This window comes from Burkholderia sp. BCC0097 (assembly GCF_902832985.1).
GTDB classification, from domain to species: domain Bacteria; phylum Pseudomonadota; class Gammaproteobacteria; order Burkholderiales; family Burkholderiaceae; genus Burkholderia; species Burkholderia orbicola.
Genome location: NZ_CADFDM010000006.1, coordinates 444,541 through 464,200 on the forward strand (window position 1 = coordinate 444,541; position 19,660 = coordinate 464,200).

6 protein-coding genes are annotated in these 19,660 nt (G+C 65.0%); 1 reads left to right on the plus strand and 5 read right to left on the minus strand.

The features are described from left to right. The first annotated feature begins 31 nt into the window (after positions 1-31). Positions 32-364 (plus strand): hypothetical protein, encoded by a 333-nt coding sequence (locus tag HWX07_RS22530; RefSeq protein WP_175877472.1) that lies wholly within the window; start codon positions 32-34, stop codon positions 362-364. Here the strand turns inward: HWX07_RS22530 and HWX07_RS22535 are convergent. The 5 genes from HWX07_RS22535 to HWX07_RS22555 form a co-directional block, all read right to left on the minus strand. Continuing rightward, on the minus strand, positions 351-1,601 hold the full coding sequence (locus HWX07_RS22535; protein WP_208457113.1) for an HlyD family type I secretion periplasmic adaptor subunit: 1,251 nt from the start codon (positions 1,599-1,601) through the stop codon (positions 351-353). The two genes, HWX07_RS22530 and HWX07_RS22535, sit on opposite strands and share 14 nt — an antisense overlap. Next, the gene (locus HWX07_RS22540; RefSeq protein WP_175877728.1) at positions 1,598-3,940 is read right to left on the minus strand and encodes a type I secretion system permease/ATPase; all 2,343 of its coding nucleotides are present in this window, start codon (positions 3,938-3,940) and stop codon (positions 1,598-1,600) included. Before HWX07_RS22540 ends, HWX07_RS22535 begins: the two co-directional genes overlap by 4 nt. A gap of 414 nt (positions 3,941-4,354) precedes the next feature. Then, positions 4,355-6,547 carry an Ig-like domain-containing protein gene (locus HWX07_RS22545; protein WP_175877729.1) on the minus strand — a complete coding sequence of 731 codons (2,193 nt, stop codon included), beginning with the start codon at positions 6,545-6,547 and terminating at the stop codon, positions 4,355-4,357. A 110-nt stretch (positions 6,548-6,657) separates the two neighbouring features. Then, entirely contained in the window at positions 6,658-7,389 is a 732-nt protein-coding gene (locus tag HWX07_RS22550) for an OmpA family protein (protein WP_175877730.1), read from the minus strand. A gap of 151 nt (positions 7,390-7,540) precedes the next feature. Then, entirely contained in the window at positions 7,541-19,603 is a 12,063-nt protein-coding gene (locus tag HWX07_RS22555) for a YadA-like family protein (protein ID WP_175877731.1), read from the minus strand. Positions 19,604-19,660: the final 57 nt, after the last annotated feature.

Sequence of the window (19,660 nt, forward strand, 5' to 3'; positions counted from 1 at the left end):
CGCTGATACGAGAACGCCTGCGCGCCCGTCCGTGGCGCCGGATGCGCGTGATACGGCACGCGAATCGCTCACCGTCGACCGCGATGCAGCCCCGACTGACTCACTCTCCATCGAAGTCGACGCCGGAGCCGACGTCAAAGGCGCCGATGCCGATGCAGGAGACACCCATGTCGATACCGGAACCGATGTCGATGCCACCATATGCGGCTCCCTGACACTGGCGGCATGCGCCACCCCAACCACCTGCCACACCGACAGCGCGAGCAGCACCGCCGATACGGCACCCCTGAGCACCAAACCCCGTTCGCGCACGCCGCCGCGTGCGCGGACAATTCGAAACCCGCTCATGATCACCGCTCCCTGAAGGCCTCGCGGGCCTTGAAAATCGGCTTGAGCAGGTAATCGAGCACCGTCTTCTCGCCGGTGCGGATATCGACCGTCGCCTGCATGCCCGGCAAAACTGGCAGATGCTTGCCGGCCGCGACCAGCGCGTCCGCATCCGTCTCGACCATGAGCCGGTAGTAATTCGCGTCGGGACGCCCCATCGCCGCCTTCTGATCGTCCTTCAACGTGTCCGGACCGAGGCTGACGACGCGCCCGGACAGCCCGCCGTAGATCCCGAAGTCGTACGCGCTCAGCTTCACGAGCACCGGCAACCCGGGCCGCAGGAACGCGACGTCGGACGGCTTGATCCGCGCCTCGACAAGCACGCGGCCGTCGAGCGGCGCGATCTCCATGATGTGCTCGCCCGACTGCACGACGCCGCCTGCCGTGTGGATGCGGATGTTCTTCACCACGCCGCGCATCGGCGCGACGATGTCGGTGCGCGCCAGCACGTCCGCACGCCCGGCCAGCACCTCGTTGGTTTGCGCGAGCTCCTGCTCGAGCCGCGACAGCTCGGTACTGGCATCCGCGGCAAACCGGCTCCGGCGTTCCGCGATCTGTGCATCGATGTCCGTCGCCTGACGACGCATGCGCAGCATCTCGACTTCGGAAACCAGCCCCTTCGCCGCGAGCGGCTCCGACATCGCAATCTCGCGCCGCACCAGCGCCTGGCTCTGCCGCAACGCGGCGACCTGCCCGTCGAGCGCCTGGCGGCGCGCACGGTAGGTCGCGGTTGCCTGCGCGACGAGACCGGGTTCACGCTTCACGTCTTCCGCAAAGGTCAGCGGCGCCCCATACGCCTCGGCGCGCGCACGCGACACGTTCGCCTGCAGCTCCAGCGCCTTGGTCGCTACTTCGCGATAGCTCGCCTGCGCGCGCGCCGGATCGATCTTCGCGAGCAGTTGCCCCTTCTCGACCACCTCACCCTCGTGCACCGCCACCGACTGGACGATGCCGCCCTCGAGGCTCTGAATCCATTGCTCGCGGCTCGGCGACACCACCGTCGCATCGCTGCGCGTGACCTCCTCGACGCGAGCGAAGTGCGCCCAGACGAGCCCCGCGACCAGCACCACGGCAACCATGTAGAGCGTCAACTGCGCGCCGGCGGACGAGCGCACCAGCAGCGCCTCGCGGATGTCGCTCATGTACGCGACATCGCCCGCTCTGAGGCGCGGCGCTCGCTTGCGGCCCAGCATCGATCGAATCCGATTCATCACGATGCCTCCGCTGTCATGGCCGCCGGTGCCGACGCCGCTGTTTGATCCGCGGCCACCGCTCCCGCTCCGCGCTCGACCACGCGCACCTTCGGCGCCCGGCTTCGCTGCGGCTCGTCGGGCGACGCGTGATGCTCGGTCGGCCCAACCGGCTCGGGCTGCCCCGACAACGCCGCCAGCACGCGCGCCTTGTCCCCATCCATCACGACCTTGCCCTGATCGACGATCACGATCCGGTCGACCAGCGTCAGCAGCGACGTGCGGTGCGTCACCACGACCAGCGTCTGGCCGGCGCTCGCCTGCTTCAGATGCGCGATGAAGAGCGATTCCGTCTGGGTGTCCATCGCGCTCGTCGGCTCGTCGAGCAGCAACGTGCGCGGACGCGCGATCAGGCTGCGCGCCAGCGCGACGAGCTGACGCTGGCCCCCCGACAGGTCGCGCCCGTTCTCGCCGACTTGCAGGTTCACGCCCATCGGATGCCGGGCGACCAGCGCATCGAGCCCCGTCAGTTGCAGCACGCGCAGCAATTCCGTGGCCGGCACGTCGGGACGACCGATCGTGATGTTCTCGCGCAGCGACCCGTAAAACAGCCGGCTGTCCTGGCCGACATAGCCGAACGCACGGCGCCAGTCGGCCGGCGCGATCTGTGCAGCGTCGAGCCCGTCGGCGAGCAGCTTGCCCTCTGTCGGTTGATAAAGCCGCGCGATCAGGCGCAGCAGCGTCGATTTCCCGCTGCCGACCCGTCCGAGTATCGCGACGCGCTCACCAGGCCGAATCTCCACCGAGACCTTGTCCAGCGCGGGTGCGTTTTCCTGCAGCCCGGCCGACGGATACACGAACGACACGCCGTCGAGCTTCACGTGGCCGCTGAGCGGCGGCTTCGCCAGATAGTCCTGCCCCGGCTCGTGCTCGACCGGCATCGCCATCAGTTCGTTGAGCGAATGCAGGGCCGTCTTCGCCTGCTGGAAACGCAGCGCGAGCCCCATCACCTGGCTGAGCGGCGCCGTCACGCGGCCCGCGAGCATCACCGAGCCGATCAGCGCGCCCTGTGTCAGCTTGCCTTCGCCGATCAGGTATACGCCAGCGATCACGATCACCACGGTCTGCATCTGCTGCAGGAACGCGACGCAACTGGTCGCCATGCTGGACAACTGGCGCGACTGCATCGACGAGGCCGCCGTTTTCGCGCTGAACGCGTCCCAGCGGTGGCGCATCGCGCCTTCTCCACCGACCGCCTTGAGCGTCTCTAGCCCGTCGATCGACTCGATCAACACGCCTTGCTTGAGCGACGCCTCGCGCAGGTTCTCGCGCATCGCTCGGGCGAGCGGCCACTGCACGATCGCACCGAGGCCGACGATCAGCGGAATCATCAGCAGCGGAATCCAGCCGAGCGGACCGCCGACTGCGAACACCACCGCGACGAACAGGAACACGAACGGCAGATCGGAGATCGCCGACAGTGTCGCCGACGTCGCGAAGTCCCGAACGGACTCGAACTCGCGCAGCCGGTGCGCGAACGACCCGGCCGACGCCGGCCGGCGCTCCATCCGGATCGCCAGCGCCTGTCGGAACAGCAGGCTGCCGAGCACCAGATCGGCCTTCTTGCCGGCGGTGTCGAGCACGTGCGCGCGCACATGCCGCGATACCGCTTCCATCAGCATCGCGAGCGCGACCCCGATCGCGAGCGACCAAAGGGTCACGTATGCCTGATTCGGGACGACGCGGTCGTACACGTTCATCGTGAAGAACACGCTGGCGAGGCCCAGCACGTTGATCAGAAACGCACCGAGGGCCGCGCTCGCGTAGTAGCTGCGATAGCGCCACAGCGTGCGCAGCAGCCAGTGGCCGGCGGGTTCGATCGGCAAGTCTTCCGGACGCGCGTCGACCTTCGCCGCGGGCTTCACGAGCAGCGCGTGACCGGAATAGGCGTCGCTCAGCTCTGCTTCCGTGCATTCGACCGGCGCGTCGCCGAGTTCAGGCATCACGACGCGAAACAGGACCTGCGGTTCGCGCTCCGGCGCATCGTCGATGCGCCAGCCGAGCAGCACGCACGCGCTGCCGTTGCGGCGCAACAGCACGACCGGCAACAGATGCTCGGGCAATTGCGCGAGCGGACGCGCCACCAGCTTCGCGGCTAGCCCAGCATGCGTGAGCGCCTCGATCGCGAGCGACGGCGTCAGCGCACCGTACTTGGCGAGACCGGCAGTCAGGACTGCGTGACTTCTACCGAAACCGTAATGTGCGCAAAGCCAAGCGATCGAGTCGAGCAGGCTGTCGCAGGTGAGGAAATCAGGCAGGACCGGTTCGCTATCGCTACCGGCATCGGAAGGTTGAGCATTCATATCGAAACGGACGACGCGGCCACTGCGTGGCCGAGAGAATTGACGGAAGACTGAGGCGGAGTACCGAGATTCAGGGGCGGCGCCCACTCGGCGAGACGCGAGACGATGGTGCCAAAACACGTCTGCTCCACCAGCTTGACCATGGCGGCTTCGGCCGACGGAACATGCGATGGCCATCGGCAGGATCACACTCGAGAGGAAACAACTTTACGGAATGTTTCTGCCGCCTCAAATGGGACACGACCGAAAGAAAATACCGGCCGAATAGGACAAGTTTGAATTCCGAATTCTCCGGGCGGAGGCGACACCGGACGCCCCGCGGGAAGAAAGCCAGAGCGACACGGCGACACCACGGCAACACCAACAGCAGTAAAACCCCGAAATGCACCGACGCGCATCTCAGGACCCTACACATCAACCCAATTGAGTCGTGACGGCAGCCTGCACCAGCAGTTCGACGTTCATCGCGGCGTTCTCGTAAAGCATGAAAGCCAGTCCATCGACCGCGACCAGCCCGTGCTTCGTCCATTGCCCGGCATCCAGCCCTTTCATACCGGACAATTCGACCCGGTCGCCTGCATCGCCCTTCACCATCAATTGCGTATGGCCGTCGCTCCGGAACACGTTTTCATGGCCGAGTTCCAGCACGTCGCGCATCGAAAGCTTCAGCACGTTGTTGCCGGTGCCGGTAATGTCGACAATCTCGATGGAGGAGATCTTGCTGTGGCCGCCCACGTCCATCAGCGGTGCAAGATCTAGTATCTGGCCGCTTCCAGTCAGCTTCAACGTATCGACTCCAGCGCCACCGTGGGCACCGCTTGAGTTTCGCGTGAAGTACGAAACGTCGCCGACGGTGAATACGGTATCGCCACTCCCGCCGTAGTAAGCCCCATCGCCGGCAAGCTCGAGGAGCGCAGGAGGATCAATCAATTGATCAGGAACAGGCCTCGAGAACTGGAAGTTGTCGACCCATGTCAGCGCTCCGTTCGGCACGGTTCGCCATTGTTGATCGAATTCGATCGAGGTGAATGCCAGTCCTTTTGGCATATCGATCTCGACGTGCTGAAGGATGCCCTCCCCCGTCGTAATCGGCTTACTCGTATAAATCACTTTGCCAGTGCTATCACGAAAGGTCAGGACCAGGTATTCACCTCCCGTGACGTCCCCCACGTCGAAAGCGAAGTGCGTCGCGCTGGCGCCATCCTTCAGATCGAGCCTGACTTTGCCGGTAATGCCGAGCGCCATCGTCGACGGAGGCGACGAAAGGCCGTAGGTCGGATCGATCCTGAAGCCGTTTCCGCTATAAATTCCCTGACTCCAGTATGTATGTCCGAGGTCTTCGATACCAGTCAGCGTGAAATGTGCAAAAGAAATGGATTCCCCTTTGAACAAAGATGCCGACCTCGCCGCGTTGAAGTTCTCGCCAAACTCGATCGTCGCAGGTTGCCGATACTGAGAGATGTTGCCTGCCGTGTCGACGATAGCCGCGGCCGGCATGCCCGACGCGTCGTTCGGCAAAACGAACTTCGCTGTGCCGGTCGCGATTTCTGCCGCAGTCAGCGTATGCATGAAAAACCGATCGCCAACCATCACGGACAGCCTTGAGCCTGCCTCGAGCTGCGCCCCCACGAACTTCACCATGACGGCGCCGTCGACAAACTCGACGAACGTCGGCGGATACACGAACATCTTCAGCGCAACATCCGTCGACTCAATCTCACCGGCGTTTCCGGCCGCATTGACCACCCGCGTCTGGATCGTCCAGTTGCCGGTGTGCGTGTTCGGATCGATCGCGATCCACGTGCCGTCCGACTTCATCAACGCGTCAATCCACGTCCGGCCGCCGTCCGTCGACACCTGTACCTTCTCGCCCGCCGCAAGCACACCTGCCAGATGGCCTGTCAGCAGACGACCTGCCGTGCCGTCGTTCGTCAATCGATCGAAGTTGAAGTTGCCGCTGTCGCGCCCCATGTCGTCCAGCAGTGCCTTCGCCAGCGGGGTCGGCGGCGCAACCGGCCCGATGGTCACGTCGAAGCCGTCCGACCGGACACTGGTATTGCCCGCCGGATCCTGTGCCGTCACCGTCAACGCGTGGCTGCCGTTCGACAGGCCGGACGGCAACTGGAACGTCCACGTGCCGTCGATGCCCGTCTTCACCGTGCCCAGCACCGTCGCGCCGTCGTAGATCGTCACCGTCGAATACGCTTCGGCCTGCCCCGACAGCATCGGTTGCGTGCCTTCCGTCGCCGCGTCGATCTTCGGCTGCGACGGCGGCGTCGTGTCGAGCTGGATGCCGTACGACGCCGACGGCACGCTCATGCCGATCTCGTTGCTCGCGCGTGCCGTCAGGCGATACTCGCCGTCGCTCAGCGGCCGCGTGAGCGCGAAGTTCCAGGTGCCGTTCGCGCCGACTACCGCGGTGCCGACCTGCACGCCGTCCACCAGAATATGAATCGTCGCACCGGGGTCGCCGCGGCCGTTCACCGTCGGGCGCGGATCATTGGTCAGGCCGCCTTTTTCGATCACGCCGGTGTGCGGCGGTACGTTGTCGGTCACTGTATCGATCGTCGGACGCGATGGACGCGTCGTTGCTCTTTGCTCTGCCATGGTTACTTTCTCGTGTCAGCCCTGGATGTCCCGGAGCCATCTGGACAGTTCAATCATTCATCTCCGCGGCAACCACCTCCGGTTACCGCGGAGCCATTGTTCGCCGCTCGTTACCCTGCCTCGAGTTCGATCTCGACGCGCCGGTTCTGCGCACGTCCTTCCGCCGTCGAATTGGTCGCAACTGGCTCTGCCGCCCCCTTGCCGACGGTCATGACGTGTTCGGCGCGCAATCCGCCTGTACGCAGGTACGTGGCAACCGCGCGAGCCCGCGCCTCGGACAGTCGGACGTTATGGGCGTGCGCGCCCTGCGAATCCGTATAGCCCGTGACCGTCACACGGCGAAACCGGGCGTCGCGATTCACGTCCAGGAAGCGATTGAGCTCTTGGCGGGCATTCGGCATCAGCACCGCGCTGTCGAACGCGAAGTTCGCACTGCCTTGCAGCAGCACCTGGCGCTGCGCAATCGGCGCGGCAACCGGCTGCGGCTGCTCGACCGGTTGCGGTTGCGCGGCGACCGGCGGCTGGACGGGTGCTTGAGACGGCACGCCGCACATGAACGTCAGTTCGCGCGGATCGCCCATCGCGGCGCCGCGACGCACGCGATCGACCGCTTGCAGCGGTGTGACCGGCTTGCCGGCGCAGAACTTCTGTGCAGCCGCCTCGCACGATTTCGTGCTGGAGACGAGCCCCTCGCAGGTCACGCGAAAGACCGGCGCCTGCTGATCGGGCGCCTTGATCGCCCGGACGGTGTAGGTCGGGCCCGATTGCGTCGTGCATGCGCTCAGCAGGACGACGAATGCGCCGAGCAGGCCCCGACGGACGAAGTGTTGTGGTTTGTTCATGATGATTCGGTCCGCTCGAGGCGGACTCCTGGAAATTGACGGATGGAAATGAAGCCGGTCGTGTGGCGTGATGCGTGGCGTGGCGGACGACAAGCGCCCGCTCGGCCACGCACGGGGTGACGACGCGGGCCGAACGGCCCGCGTTGCCGCCTTACCACTGATACGACGCACCTGCACCGAAGGTGTTGCCGCCGCTGCTGAGGCTGACGCCGGCACGCATCTTCAGGTTTTCCGTGATGCGCGCTTCACCGCCCATCGCAACCGCCTGATAGCCCTTGTACGACGCACCGGCCACACCGAACGACAAGGTCTTGCCCGGATCGACACCCGGAATCATCGTCAACGCCGTGGCTGCCGCAATACCCGAATAGGCATTGCGCGCCATGTCATTGATCTGACCTTGCATCCCGCCGATCGCGCGGTCGAGCTGCCCCTTGTTGACGGCATCCGTTTTCTTGATGCCGTCCGCGACGTTGACGAGCCGGCGCTCGTGGCCGTCCGAGCCGATCGATACGGTGTTGGCTTCGGTTGCCTTCGACCCGCTACCCAGTGCAACCGAGTTGGTCGCGCTGGACGACACGGTCGCACCGTGGCCGAGCGCCGTGCCGTCGTCCGCTTGCACCTTCGAGCCGGCGCCGATTGCCGTGCCGTTGTTCTTGGCATCGGCGATCTGCGACCCGGAGCCGACAGCGATGTTGCCGTTGCCGGTGCCCGGTTTCGCGGCGACGACTTCGCCGCTATCCTTGCCGCTGCCGCCCGTGCCGCTGATCAGGTCGTTGCCGTTCTTGCCCGAACCGCCGGTGTTGTCGTCGCCGGGCTTGGTTGCCACGGTCAGGCGTTCGTCGATATCGTTGACGCGCCCTTCCAGTTTCGAGAACTGGCCGTAGTTCACGGCGTCGTACTGGGTCTTGCCGTCCGCGACGTTCGTCAGCACCACCGGCCCCGTCGACAAGCCGTTACCAAGCGTCACCTTGCCCCAATTCACGGTGCCGTCGCCGTTCTTGTCGTACGCGACCGCGCCGACCAGCTTCGTGGCTTCACCGAGATTGTTCTGGATCTGCGTGACCCGCGTGTCGATGTTGGTCAATGCGTCGCCCGCGTTGTGGAAGCTGTCGCCACCCACCTTGTAGGTCGGTGCAACAACCTCGCCAGTGGTCTCGTCGATCTTGGCACCGCCGCCGAGCGCATCGGTCACGCCGCTCAGCTGGCTGACGTTCACCGCATCCGTCTTGGCCGTACCCGCCGCCACGTTATGCAATGCGACAGGTGCTGCGGCGCCCTTGCCGCCGAGCGTCACAGAGCCGTAGTTCGTCGTGCCGTCGTCGTTCTTGTCGTACACGACCGCCGATTGCAGCTTGCCGTCTTCACCGACCAGGCCGGCCGAGCGCAACTGCCGCACGTTGACCGCATCGGTTTCGTCGGTACCGTCCGCGACGTTCTTCAGCTTGACCGGCGCGGCCGCACCCACGCCACCGAGCGTGATGGAGGTGTGGTTGTCGTCGTCGTACTGAACCGCGTTCTTGACGCCCTGCTTCAGCGTCTCGATCTGCGTCGTGTTCGCCGTCGTACGCTCATCGACATGCTTGAACGCATCGCCGACGTTGTCGTACGTGTCCTTGAACCCGTCCGCCCCGGTCAATTCATACGTCGGCGCCGAAACATCGCCGGTCACCGGATCGAACTTGGCGCCGCCGCCGAGACTGTCCGCGATGCTGGACAACGCGAAATTCATCTGGCCACCGTTGACTGCCTCGGTGCTGTCCAGCGCCAGCGAACCGTCCGCGACGTTGCGAATCACCGTGCCCTTCGCGCCTGCCAACGTCACCGATGCCTTGGTGGCGTTGTCATAGGCGACCGCGTTCGGGTTCGTGCCGTTGCCGGAACCGCCGTCACGCTGCTCGAGCGCCTTGATTGCATCGCCGACCGACGCGTAGTCCGTGCCGTCGACCGTATACACCGGCGCGGTGATCTTGCCGTCCGCGTCGATGCCCAAGCCGCCACCGATCGCGTCGGTCACGCCCTTCAGCTGCGACACGTTGACCGCGTCCGTCGATGCCTTGCCGTTTGCGATGTTATGCAATGCGACAGGGATACCGGCGTTCGTGCCCCCGAACGTCACCGACGCGAAGTTCGTGGTGCCGTCGGCGTGCGTGTCGTAGGTCACGGCCGAGAGCGATTTTCCGCTCTCGCCGATCAGGCCCGACGACTTCAGCTGCGCCACGTTCACCGCGTCCATGTCGGCCGTACCGGCCTTCACGTTCGACAGCGTCGTGCCGCTCTGGCCAGCCAGCGTCACCTTGTCCTTGCTCACGTTGTCATAAGCCACCGCCAGCGGGTTCATACCGCCTTCCACGTCACGGATTGCGTCCGTCAGTTGATCGACGTTCACCGCGTCGGTGCCAGCCTTACCCTTGGCCACGTTCGACAATGTCACCGGATCCGCCGACTTCCCGCCGCCCAGCGACACCGAGCCGTAGTTCGTCGTGCCATCCAGGTTACGGTCGTACGTCACCGCGGCAATCGACTTGCCGTCGTCACCGATCAAGCCCGACGACTTCAGCTGCGACACGTTCACCGCGTCCGTGTCGGCCTTGCCCGCCGCCACGTTCGACAGAACCGTGCCGCCTTCGCCCGCGAGCTTCACCGACTTGTAGTTCGGCGTGCCGTCCGCGTTCTTCTCGTACGTCACTGCGGCAACCGACTTGCCGTCCTCGCCGATCAGGCCGGACGACTTGAGCTGCGACACGTTCACTGCGTCCATGTCGGCCTTGCCCGCCGCCACGTTCGACAACGTCGTACCGTTCTGGCCGGCCAGCGTCACCGAGTCCTTCTGCGCACCGTCATAGGCGACCGCATTCGGATCCGTGCCGTTACCGCCATCGCTGCCACTCTTCGCCGCAGCCTGCAGCGCGTCGTTGACGTTGTGGTACTCCTTGCCGTCGATCGTGTACGTTGGCGCGGTCACGTCGCCATTCGCGTCGAAGCCCGTACCGCCGCCGACCACGTCCGCGAGACCCTTGAGCTGCGCGAGGTTCACCGCGTCGGTGTTCTGCGTGCCCTTCGCGACGTGGACGATCTGACGCTCGGCGCCTGCCGAGCCGATCGACAGCGCATTCGCACGATCCGCGAGCGAGCCGGCGCCCAGCGCGATGCTGTTCGACTGAGTCGCCTTCGCGTTCGCTCCGAGCGCGACGGCGTCGGCCACGTTCTTTGCCACGTTCGCGTTCGTGCCGATGGCGATGCCGTTCACACTCCCGCTCAGCGTCGTCGCCTTGTCGCCCAGGGCGATCGAGCTCTTGCCAACGGCCATCACGCCGTTGTTACCGACCGCCACCGCGTTTTCCGCATTGGCCTTCGCGTGGGAACCGATGGCGAGCGCACCGGCGCCGTTCGTCGTGACCATGCTGCCCATCGCGACCGAGAACGGTTGATCAACCCCCGTCTGCGCAAAGCTGCCGAGCGCAACCGAGCTCGCCGAAAGGGCGCCCGCCTGCAGACCGATCGCGACCGCATCGAGCCCGCCCGCGGCGCTCCCTACGCCGATGGCCGCGGCCGTTCCGAGCGTCGGATCCGCACCGCCAATCGATGCCACGTTCGGCATGGTGCCGTCCGCACCCATCCCTTCGATCGCAACGAAGGTGCCTGGCTTCGATTCGACGTCACGCGTCATTCGCAGCATCTTCTGATCGATGTTCGTATTGGCGGTTTTCATCGCATCGGTCAGCTGCTGCATCGTGACGGCATCCGTTGCGTCAATGCCATCGGCGAGGTGGACGATTCGGCGCTTCTGACTCGTGTCGCCGACAGCCACCGTGAAGTCCTCGTCGGCGACCGAGTTCGCACCGATTGCAACCGAATGGTCGCCGGTCGCGCGCGAACCCGAACCCAAAGCCAGCGTAAAGGGCTTGCTTGCAAACGCGCTCGAACCGATCGCGACAGATTCAGCGCCGTTCGCAACTGCCTTGAGACCTGCCGACTTGACCTTGATGTACTTGAGATCGATCGCGCCGTTGGTGAGCCTGTCATACATATCGTCCAACTGGTCGACGTTGACGGCATCGGTGCCAGCCACACCGGCCGCCACGTTCGACAGCGTCACCGGGCCCGTCGACTTCCCGCCGCCCAGCGTCACCGCGTTGTAATTCGGCGTGCCGTCCGTGTTCTTGTCGTACGTCACCGCGGCAATCGACTTGCCGTCGCCGTCGATCAGGCCCGACGACTTCAGCTGCGATACGTTCACCGCGTCCGTGTCGGCCTTGCCTGCGGCAACGTTCGACAGGATCGTGCCCGTCTTGCCACCGGCCAGCGTCACCTTGTCCTTCGACGTGCTGTCGTACACCACCGCCAGCGATTCACCCGTCGTGCCGTCGATGACGCCGCCCTCCTTCAGCGCGTCCTTCAGGCCGCCCAGGCTCTCGTTCGTCGCGAACAGTTGCGAGCCGTTCACTGCATCCGTGCTCGTCGCCGACAGTTCGCCAGCCTTCACGTTCGTCAGCGTCGTGCCGCCTTCGCCTGCCAGCGTGGCTGACTTGTAGTTCGTCGTGCCGTCCGTATTCTTGTCGTACGTGATCGCGGCCAGCGACTTGCCGTCCTCGCCGATCAGGCCCGACGACTTCAGTTGCGATACGTTCACCGCGTCCTTGTCAGCCTTGCCATCCGCCACGTTCGACAGAACCGTACCGCCTGCACCGGCCAGCTTCACCGACTTGTAGTTCGGCGTGCCGTCCGCGTTCTTCTCGTAGGTGACCGCGGCGACCGACTTGCCGTCCTCGCCGATCAGGCCCGACGACTTCAGTTGCGATACGTTCACCGCGTCCGTGTCGGCCTTGCCCGCCTTCACGTTCGACAGCGTCGTACCGCCTTCGCCCGCCAGCGTCGCCGACTTGTAGTTCGGCGTGCCGTCCGCGTTCTTGTCGTACGTGATCGCGGCCCGCGCCTTGCCATCTTCACCGATCAGGCCCGTCGACTTCAGCTGCGATACGTTCACCGCATCCTTGTCGGCCTTGCCGTCCGCCACGTTCGACAGGATCGTGCCGCCTTCGCCCGCCAGCGTCGCCGACTTGTAGTTCGGCGTGCCGTCTGCCTTCTTGTCGTATGTCACCGCGGCTAACGACTTGCCGTCGTCGCCGATCAGGCCCGACGACTTCAGCTGCGACACGTTCACCGCGTCTTCGTCGGCCTTGCCGGCCTTCACGTTCGACAGCGTCGTACCGCCTTCGCCGGCCAGCTTCACGGACTTGTAGTTCGGCGTACCGTCCGCGTTCTTCTCGTACGTGACCGCGGCGACCGACTTGCCGTCGTCACCGATCAAGCCCGACGACTTCAACTGCGACACGTTCACCGCATCCTTGTCGGCCTTGCCGTCCGCCACGTTCGACAGGATCGTGCCGCCTTCGCCAGCCAGCGTCGCCGACTTGTAGTTCGGCGTGCCGTCTGCCTTCTTGTCATACGTCACCGCAGCCAACGACTTGCCGTCGTCGCCAATCAGCCCCGATGACTTCAGCTGCGACACGTTCACCGCGTCCGCATCGGCCGTACCGGCCTTCACGTTCGACAGCTTCGTGCCGCCTTCACCCGCCAGCGTGGCCGACTTGTAGTTCGGCGTGCCATCCGCGTTCTTGTCATACGTCACCGCGGCCAGCGTCTTGCCGTCTTCGCCGATCAGGCCCGTCGACTTCAGTTGCGATACGTTCACTGCATCCATGTCGGCCGTACCGGCCTTCACGTTCGACAGCTTCGTGCCGCCTTCGCCAGCCAGCGTCGCCGACTTGTAGTTCGGCGTGCCGTCCGCGTTCTTGTCGTACGTCACTGCGGCCAGCGTCTTGCCATCTTCGCCGATCAGGCCCGACGACTTCAGTTGCGACACGTTCACCGCGTCCATGTCGGCCGTACCAGCCTTCACGTTCGACAGCTTCGTGCCTCCTTCGCCAGCCAGCGTCGCCGACTTGTAGTTGGGCGTGCCGTCCGCGTTCTTGTCGTACGTCACCGCGGCACGCGTCTTGCCGTCTTCGCCGATCAGGCCCGACGACTTCAGTTGCGACACGTTCACTGCATCCTTGTCAGCCTTGCCATCTGCCACGTTCGACAGGACCGTGCCGCCTGCACCGGCCAGCTTCACCGACTTGTAGTTCGGCGTGCCGTCCGCGTTCTTGTCGTACGTCACTGCGGCAATCGACTTGCCATCGTCGCCGATCAGGCCCGACGACTTCAATTGCGACACGTTCACCGCGTCCGCATCGGCCTTGCCAGCCTTTACGTTCGACAGCGTCGTACCGCCTTCGCCTGCCAGCGTCACCTTGTCCTTCGCCACGGTGTCATACGACACCGACAGCGGGTTCATGCCGCCTTCCACATCGCTGATCGCCTTCGTCAGCTGATCGACGTTCACCGCGTCAGTGCCGACCTTACCCGCGGCAACGTTCGACAGCACCGTGCCGCCTTCGCCTGCCAGCGTCACCGACTTGTAGTTCGGCGTGCCGTCCGCGTTCTTGCCGTACGTCACCGCGGCAATCGACTTGCCTTCGCCGTCGATCAGGCCCGACGACTTCAGCTGCGATACGTTCACCGCGTCCGTGTCGGCCTTGCCTGCGGCAACGTTCGACAGAATCGTGCCCGTCTTGCCGCCGGCCAGCGTCACCTTGTCCTTCGACGTGCTGTCGTACACCACCGCAAGCGACTCACCCGTCGTGCCGTCGATGACGCCGCCGTCCTTCAGCGCGTCCTTCAGGCCGCCCAGGCTCTCGTTCGTCGCGAACAGCTGCGAGCCGTTCACCGCGTCCGTGCTCGTCGCCGACAGTTCGCCAGCCTTCACGTTCGTCAGCGTCGTGCCGCCTTCGCCCGCGAGCTTCACCGACTTGTAGTTCGGCGTGCCGTCCGCGTTCTTCTCGTACGTCACCGCAGCAATCGACTTGCCGTCTTCGCCGACCAGACCCGACGACTTCAGCTGCGACACGTTCACTGCATCCGTGTCGGCCTTGCCTGCGGCAACGTTCGACAGAATCGTGCCCGTCTTGCCGCCGGCCAGCGTCACCTTGTCCTTCGACGTGCTGTCGTACACCACCGCCAGCGATTCACCCGTCGTGCCGTCGATGACGCCGCCATCCTTCAGCGCGTCCTTCAGGCCGCCCAGGCTCTCGTTCGTCGCGAACAGTTGCGAACCGTTCACCGCGTCCGTGCTCGTCGCCGACAGTTCGCCAGCCTTCACGTTCGTCAGCGTCGTACCCTTCTCGCCAGCCAGCGTCACCTTGTCCTTCGCCACGGTGTCGTACGACACCGACAACGGGTTCATGCCGCCTTCCACGTCGCTGATCGCCTTCGTCAGCTGATCGACGTTCACCGCGTCAGTGCCGACCTTACCCGCGGCAACGTTCGACAGCACCGTGCCGCCTTCGCCTGCCAGCGTCACCGACTTGTAGTTCGGCGTGCCGTCCGCATTCTTGCCGTACGTCACCGCGGCAATCGACTTGCCGTCGCCGTCGATCAGGCCCGACGACTTCAGCTGCGATACGTTCACCGCGTCCGTGTCGGCCTTGCCTGCGGCAACGTTCGACAGGATCGTGCCCGTCTTGCCACCGGCCAGCGTCACCTTGTCCTTCGACGTGCTGTCGTACACCACCGCCAGCGATTCACCCGTCGTGCCGTCGATGACGCCGCCCTCCTTCAGCGCGTCCTTCAGACCGCCCAGGCTCTCGTTCGTCGCGAACAGCTGCGAGCCGTTCACCGCGTCCGTGCTCGTCGCCGACAGTTCGCCAGCCTTCACGTTCGTCAGCGTCGTGCCGCCGTCGCCTGCCAGCTTCACCGACTTGTAGTTCGGCGTGCCGTCCGCGTTCTTCTCGTACGTCACCGCGGCAACCGACTTGCCGTCTTCGCCGATCAGACCCGACGACTTCAGCTGCGACACGTTCACTGCATCCGTGTCGGCCTTGCCTGCGGCAACGTTCGACAGCACCGTGCCGCCTTCGCCTGCCAGCTTCACCGACTTGTAGTTCGGCGTGCCGTCCGTGTTCTTGTCGTACGTCACCGCAGCGCGCGTGTCGCCATCACCGTCCACCAGGCCGGTGTTCGTGAACTGGTTATTGATGTTCGTGATGTCGCCCGTGTTTTTCGCCACACGGTTGTCGAGATTCTCCAGTGCATCGCCGACCGTGTGATGCTCGACCTTCTTCGAGTTATCCGAAGGATCGGTCAGGCTATACGTCGGCGCCGTCACCTTGCCGTTCTCGTCCACCGTCGAGTCACCGCCCAACGCGTCCGCCACGCTCTTCGCCGTGCCGTAAAGTTGCGAACCGTTGACCGCGTCCTTGCTGTCGACGCTCACCTTGCCAGCCTTCACGTTCGACAGCGTCGTACCGCCTTCGCCAGCCAGCGTCACCTTGTCCTTCGCCACGGTGTCATACGACACCGACAGCGGATTCATGCCGCCTTCCACGTCGCTGATCGCCTTCGTCAGCTGATCGACGTTCACCGCGTCAGTGCCAACCTTACCCGCGGCAACGTTCGACAGCACCGTGCCGCCTTCGCCTGCCAGCGTCACCGACTTGTAGTTCGGCGTGCCGTCCGCATTCTTGCCGTACGTCACCGCGGCAATCGACTTGCCGTCGCCGTCGATCAGGCCCGACGACTTCAGCTGCGATACGTTCACCGCGTCCGTGTCGGCCTTGCCTGCGGCAACGTTCGACAGGATCGTGCCCGTCTTGCCACCGGCCAGCGTCACCTTGTCCTTCGACGTGCTGTCGTACACCACCGCCAGCGATTCACCCGTCGTGCCGTCGATGACGCCGCCATCCTTCAGCGCGTCCTTCAGGCCGCCCAGGCTCTCGTTCGTCGCGAACAGCTGCGAGCCGTTCACCGCGTCCGTGCTCGTCGCCGACAGTTCGCCAGCCTTCACGTTCGTCAGCGTCGTGCCGCCTTCGCCCGCGAGCTTCACCGACTTGTAGTTCGGCGTACCGTCCGCGTTCTTCTCGTACGTCACCGCGGCAACCGACTTGCCGTCCTCGCCAATCAGGCCCGACGACTTCAACTGCGATACGTTCACTGCATCCGTGTCGGCCTTGCCTGCGGCAACGTTCGACAGGATCGTGCCCGTCTTGCCGCCGGCCAGCGTCACCTTGTCCTTCGACGTGCTGTCATACACCACCGCCAGCGACTCACCGGTCGTGCCGTCGATGACACCGCCATCCTTCAGCGCGTCCTTCAGGCCGCCCAGGCTCTCGTTCGTCGCGAACAGCTGCGAGCCGTTCACTGCGTCCGTGCTCGTCGCCGACAGTTCGCCAGCCTTCACGTTCGTCAGCGTCGTGCCAGTCTTGCCCGCGAGCGTCACCTTGTCCTTCGTATCGGTGTCGTACGCGACTGCGTTCGGATCCGAACCGCCGCTGTTCTTCGCCATGGCGTCCAGCGCATCGCCGACATTGTTGTACGTCGTGTCACCGACCTTGTACGTCGGTGCCTTGATGGTGCCATCCGTATCGACGAGCGCGCCGCCACCGAGCGCGTTGGTCACGCCCGTCAACTGGCTTACGTTCACCGCGTCGTTGTTTTTCGTGCCCTTCGCGACATTGACGATCTGGCGCTGCATCGAGTTTGACCCGACGGAAAGCGCATTGCCTCGATCGGCGACGGAATTGGCGCCGAGCGCAACACCGCCGTTATTGCCCGACGCCACGCTTGCGTTGGCACCCAATGCCATGGCGTCGGTTACGTTTTGGGCAATCTTTGCAGACGTGCCGAGCGCCACACTATTCGTGCTGCCGCCCAGCGTCGTCGCCTTGTCGCCCATGGCAATCGAGCTCTTGCCGATGGCCATCGCGCCGTTGTTACCGACCGCCACCGCGTTTTCCCCGTTGGCCTTCACGTGGGAACCGATGGCCAGCGCACCCGCGCCGTTCGTCGTGACCATGCTGCCGATCGCGACCGAGAACGGTTGTTCGACGCCCGTCTGCGCAATGCTGCCGAGCGCGACCGAACCCTCAGAAAGGGCAGCCGCCTGCAGGCCGATCGCGACCGTATCGAGGCCACCCGCAGCGCTCCCTACACCGATGGCCGCAGCCGTTCCCAGCGTCGGATCAGCGCCGTTGATCGATGCCACGTTCGGCATGGTGCCGTCCGCACCCATCCCTTCGATTGCGACGAAGGTACCCGGCTTCGATTCGACGTCACGCGTCATCCGCATCATGCGCTTGTTGGTGGTTTGCATCGCATCGGTCAACTGCTTCATCGTGACGGCATCGGTTTCGTCGACACCATCGCTGACGTTGACGATCCGGCGCGTCGCCGCAGTGTCGCCGACCGACACGGTATTGGCGCCCGACGCGACCGAGTTGATCCCGATCGCGACGGAGTTCCTGCCCGACGCCCGGGCACCCGAGCCGATCGCCAGCGTATCGGCGTTGGTCGCCATCGCCTGCGAGCCGATCGCCACGCTGTTCTTGCCCAGCGCATTGGCCTGCATGCCCGTGGCATTGACCTTGATGTACTTCATGTCCAGCGTGCCGTCGCCGAGGTCCTTCTTGATCTCGTCCTTGACGTCGCTCATGCCGCTTTGAAGCTGAGCGACGTTGACGGCATCGGTCGCGGCCGTGCCCGTCGCGACGTTCTTCAGCGCGACCGGCTTCGTCGCAGTCGTGCCGCCCAGCGTCACGCTCGACTTGTTCGTGCCGTCATAGTGCACGGCGTTCGCATCCTCGCCGCCGGCGCCGGCCGACGAGGCCGCGGCCTGCAGCGCATCGCCGACGTTGTTGTAGGTCTTGTCGCCGACCTTGTAGGTCGGCTTCGAAAGGGTGCCGTCCGAATTGACGGTCGTTTGGCCACCGAGTGCGGACGCGACGCTCGTCGACACGTCGTACAGTTGACCGCCGTTCACGGCGTCCTTGCTGGCCGACGCGACCTTGCCGGCCTTCACGTTCGTCACGACCGTGCCGCCCGAGCCACCCAGTGCGACGGCGCTCTTCGTGGCATCTTTGTAGACAACGGCGAGCGATTCACCCGTCGACGGATCGATCAGGCCGCTGTCGTTCAGCGATTGCTCGACCTTCGTTACGCGATTGTTGGTCGCGAACAGTTGCGCGCCGTTGACGGCGTCCGTGCTGTTCGCCGACAGCGTGGCCGCGCGCACGTTGGTGAGCTTGACCGCGGGCGCGCCCGTATCGCCGAGCGTCACCGAAGTCTTCGCGTCGGTGTCGTACTCGACCGCGTTCGCCGCTCCGCCCCCCGACTTGGAGGCGGCCAGCAGCGCATCGCCGACGTTGTCGTAGGTCTTGTTGTCGATCGTGTAGGTCGGCTTCTTGATGTTCCCGGTGGTGTCGACGCCGGCGTTGCCGCCCAACGCGTCGGTCACGCCCTTGAGCTGTGCGACGTTGACGGCGTCGGTCGCCTGCGTGCCGCGGCCGACGTTGACGATCTGACGCTCGAAGCCGGCCGTACCGACCGATACCGTCTGATCCCGGTCGGCTTCCGAGTACGAGCCGAGTGCGAGGGAGTCGGCACCGCGCGCCGCCGCGCTCTGACCGATCGCGATTGCATTTTCCGCGGCAGCCGCGGCCTGCGAGCCGATCGCCATCGTGCCCTGGCGCGTCGCCATCGACGAATCGCCGATCGCCAGCGCGGATTCCCCGGTTGCCTTTGCCTTCCGGCCGAGTGCATAGGCGCCCCAACCGGTCGCCTGCGAGTCGTTGCCCAGCGCGATCGACGACTTGCCGCTCGCGTTGGCGCCCGCGCCCAGCGCGATCGCCCCTTCTTCGCCCAGGGCCGCCGCATTGGCGCCGAACGCGACGTTGTTGCCCGACGCCGTCGCCGCATTGCCGATCGCCACCGCACCGCCGAGGCCCGTCGCCGACGGGCGCGTGCTCGCCTTGGCGCCGATCGCGATCGAATTCTGGCCCATCGCCGATGCGTTGTCCGAGCCATCGCCCTTCGCGTCGACCTTCACGTATGCGCTGTTGTCGGTCACGACGGCCCGCGTGTTGGGCGCACCCCGCTTGAGGTTCTCCGGATTCTCGAGCTTCACTTCCGTCAGCGGAACGCGATCGTCGGCCGGGGAATCTGTCGCGTCGACCTCGTCCGCGTACGCGGCCCCCATGGAAGCAACGACGAGCGCGGCAGCCGCCGCGATTTTCGATTTCGCGGAACGCGACGATTTCGAGCGCCCTCGGGCAATTTCCGATGCCGCGCACCAGGTGCTGGTCGATGCGTTCCACACGACACGATACGACTTGTTCATACGAACGTTTTCCTTTGGTAAACCTCTCCACGATGCGCATCGGTCCTGTACAGCGAT

Coding starts and splice junctions, on each gene's coding strand:
- HWX07_RS22540 (WP_175877728.1), bottom strand. CDS start 3,940: ATGAATGCTCAACCTTCCGATGCCGGTAGCGATAGCGAACCGGTCCTG.
- HWX07_RS22545 (WP_175877729.1), bottom strand. CDS start 6,547: ATGGCAGAGCAAAGAGCAACGACGCGTCCATCGCGTCCGACGATCGAT.
- HWX07_RS22550 (WP_175877730.1), bottom strand. CDS start 7,389: ATGAACAAACCACAACACTTCGTCCGTCGGGGCCTGCTCGGCGCATTC.
- HWX07_RS22555 (WP_175877731.1), bottom strand. CDS start 19,603: ATGAACAAGTCGTATCGTGTCGTGTGGAACGCATCGACCAGCACCTGG.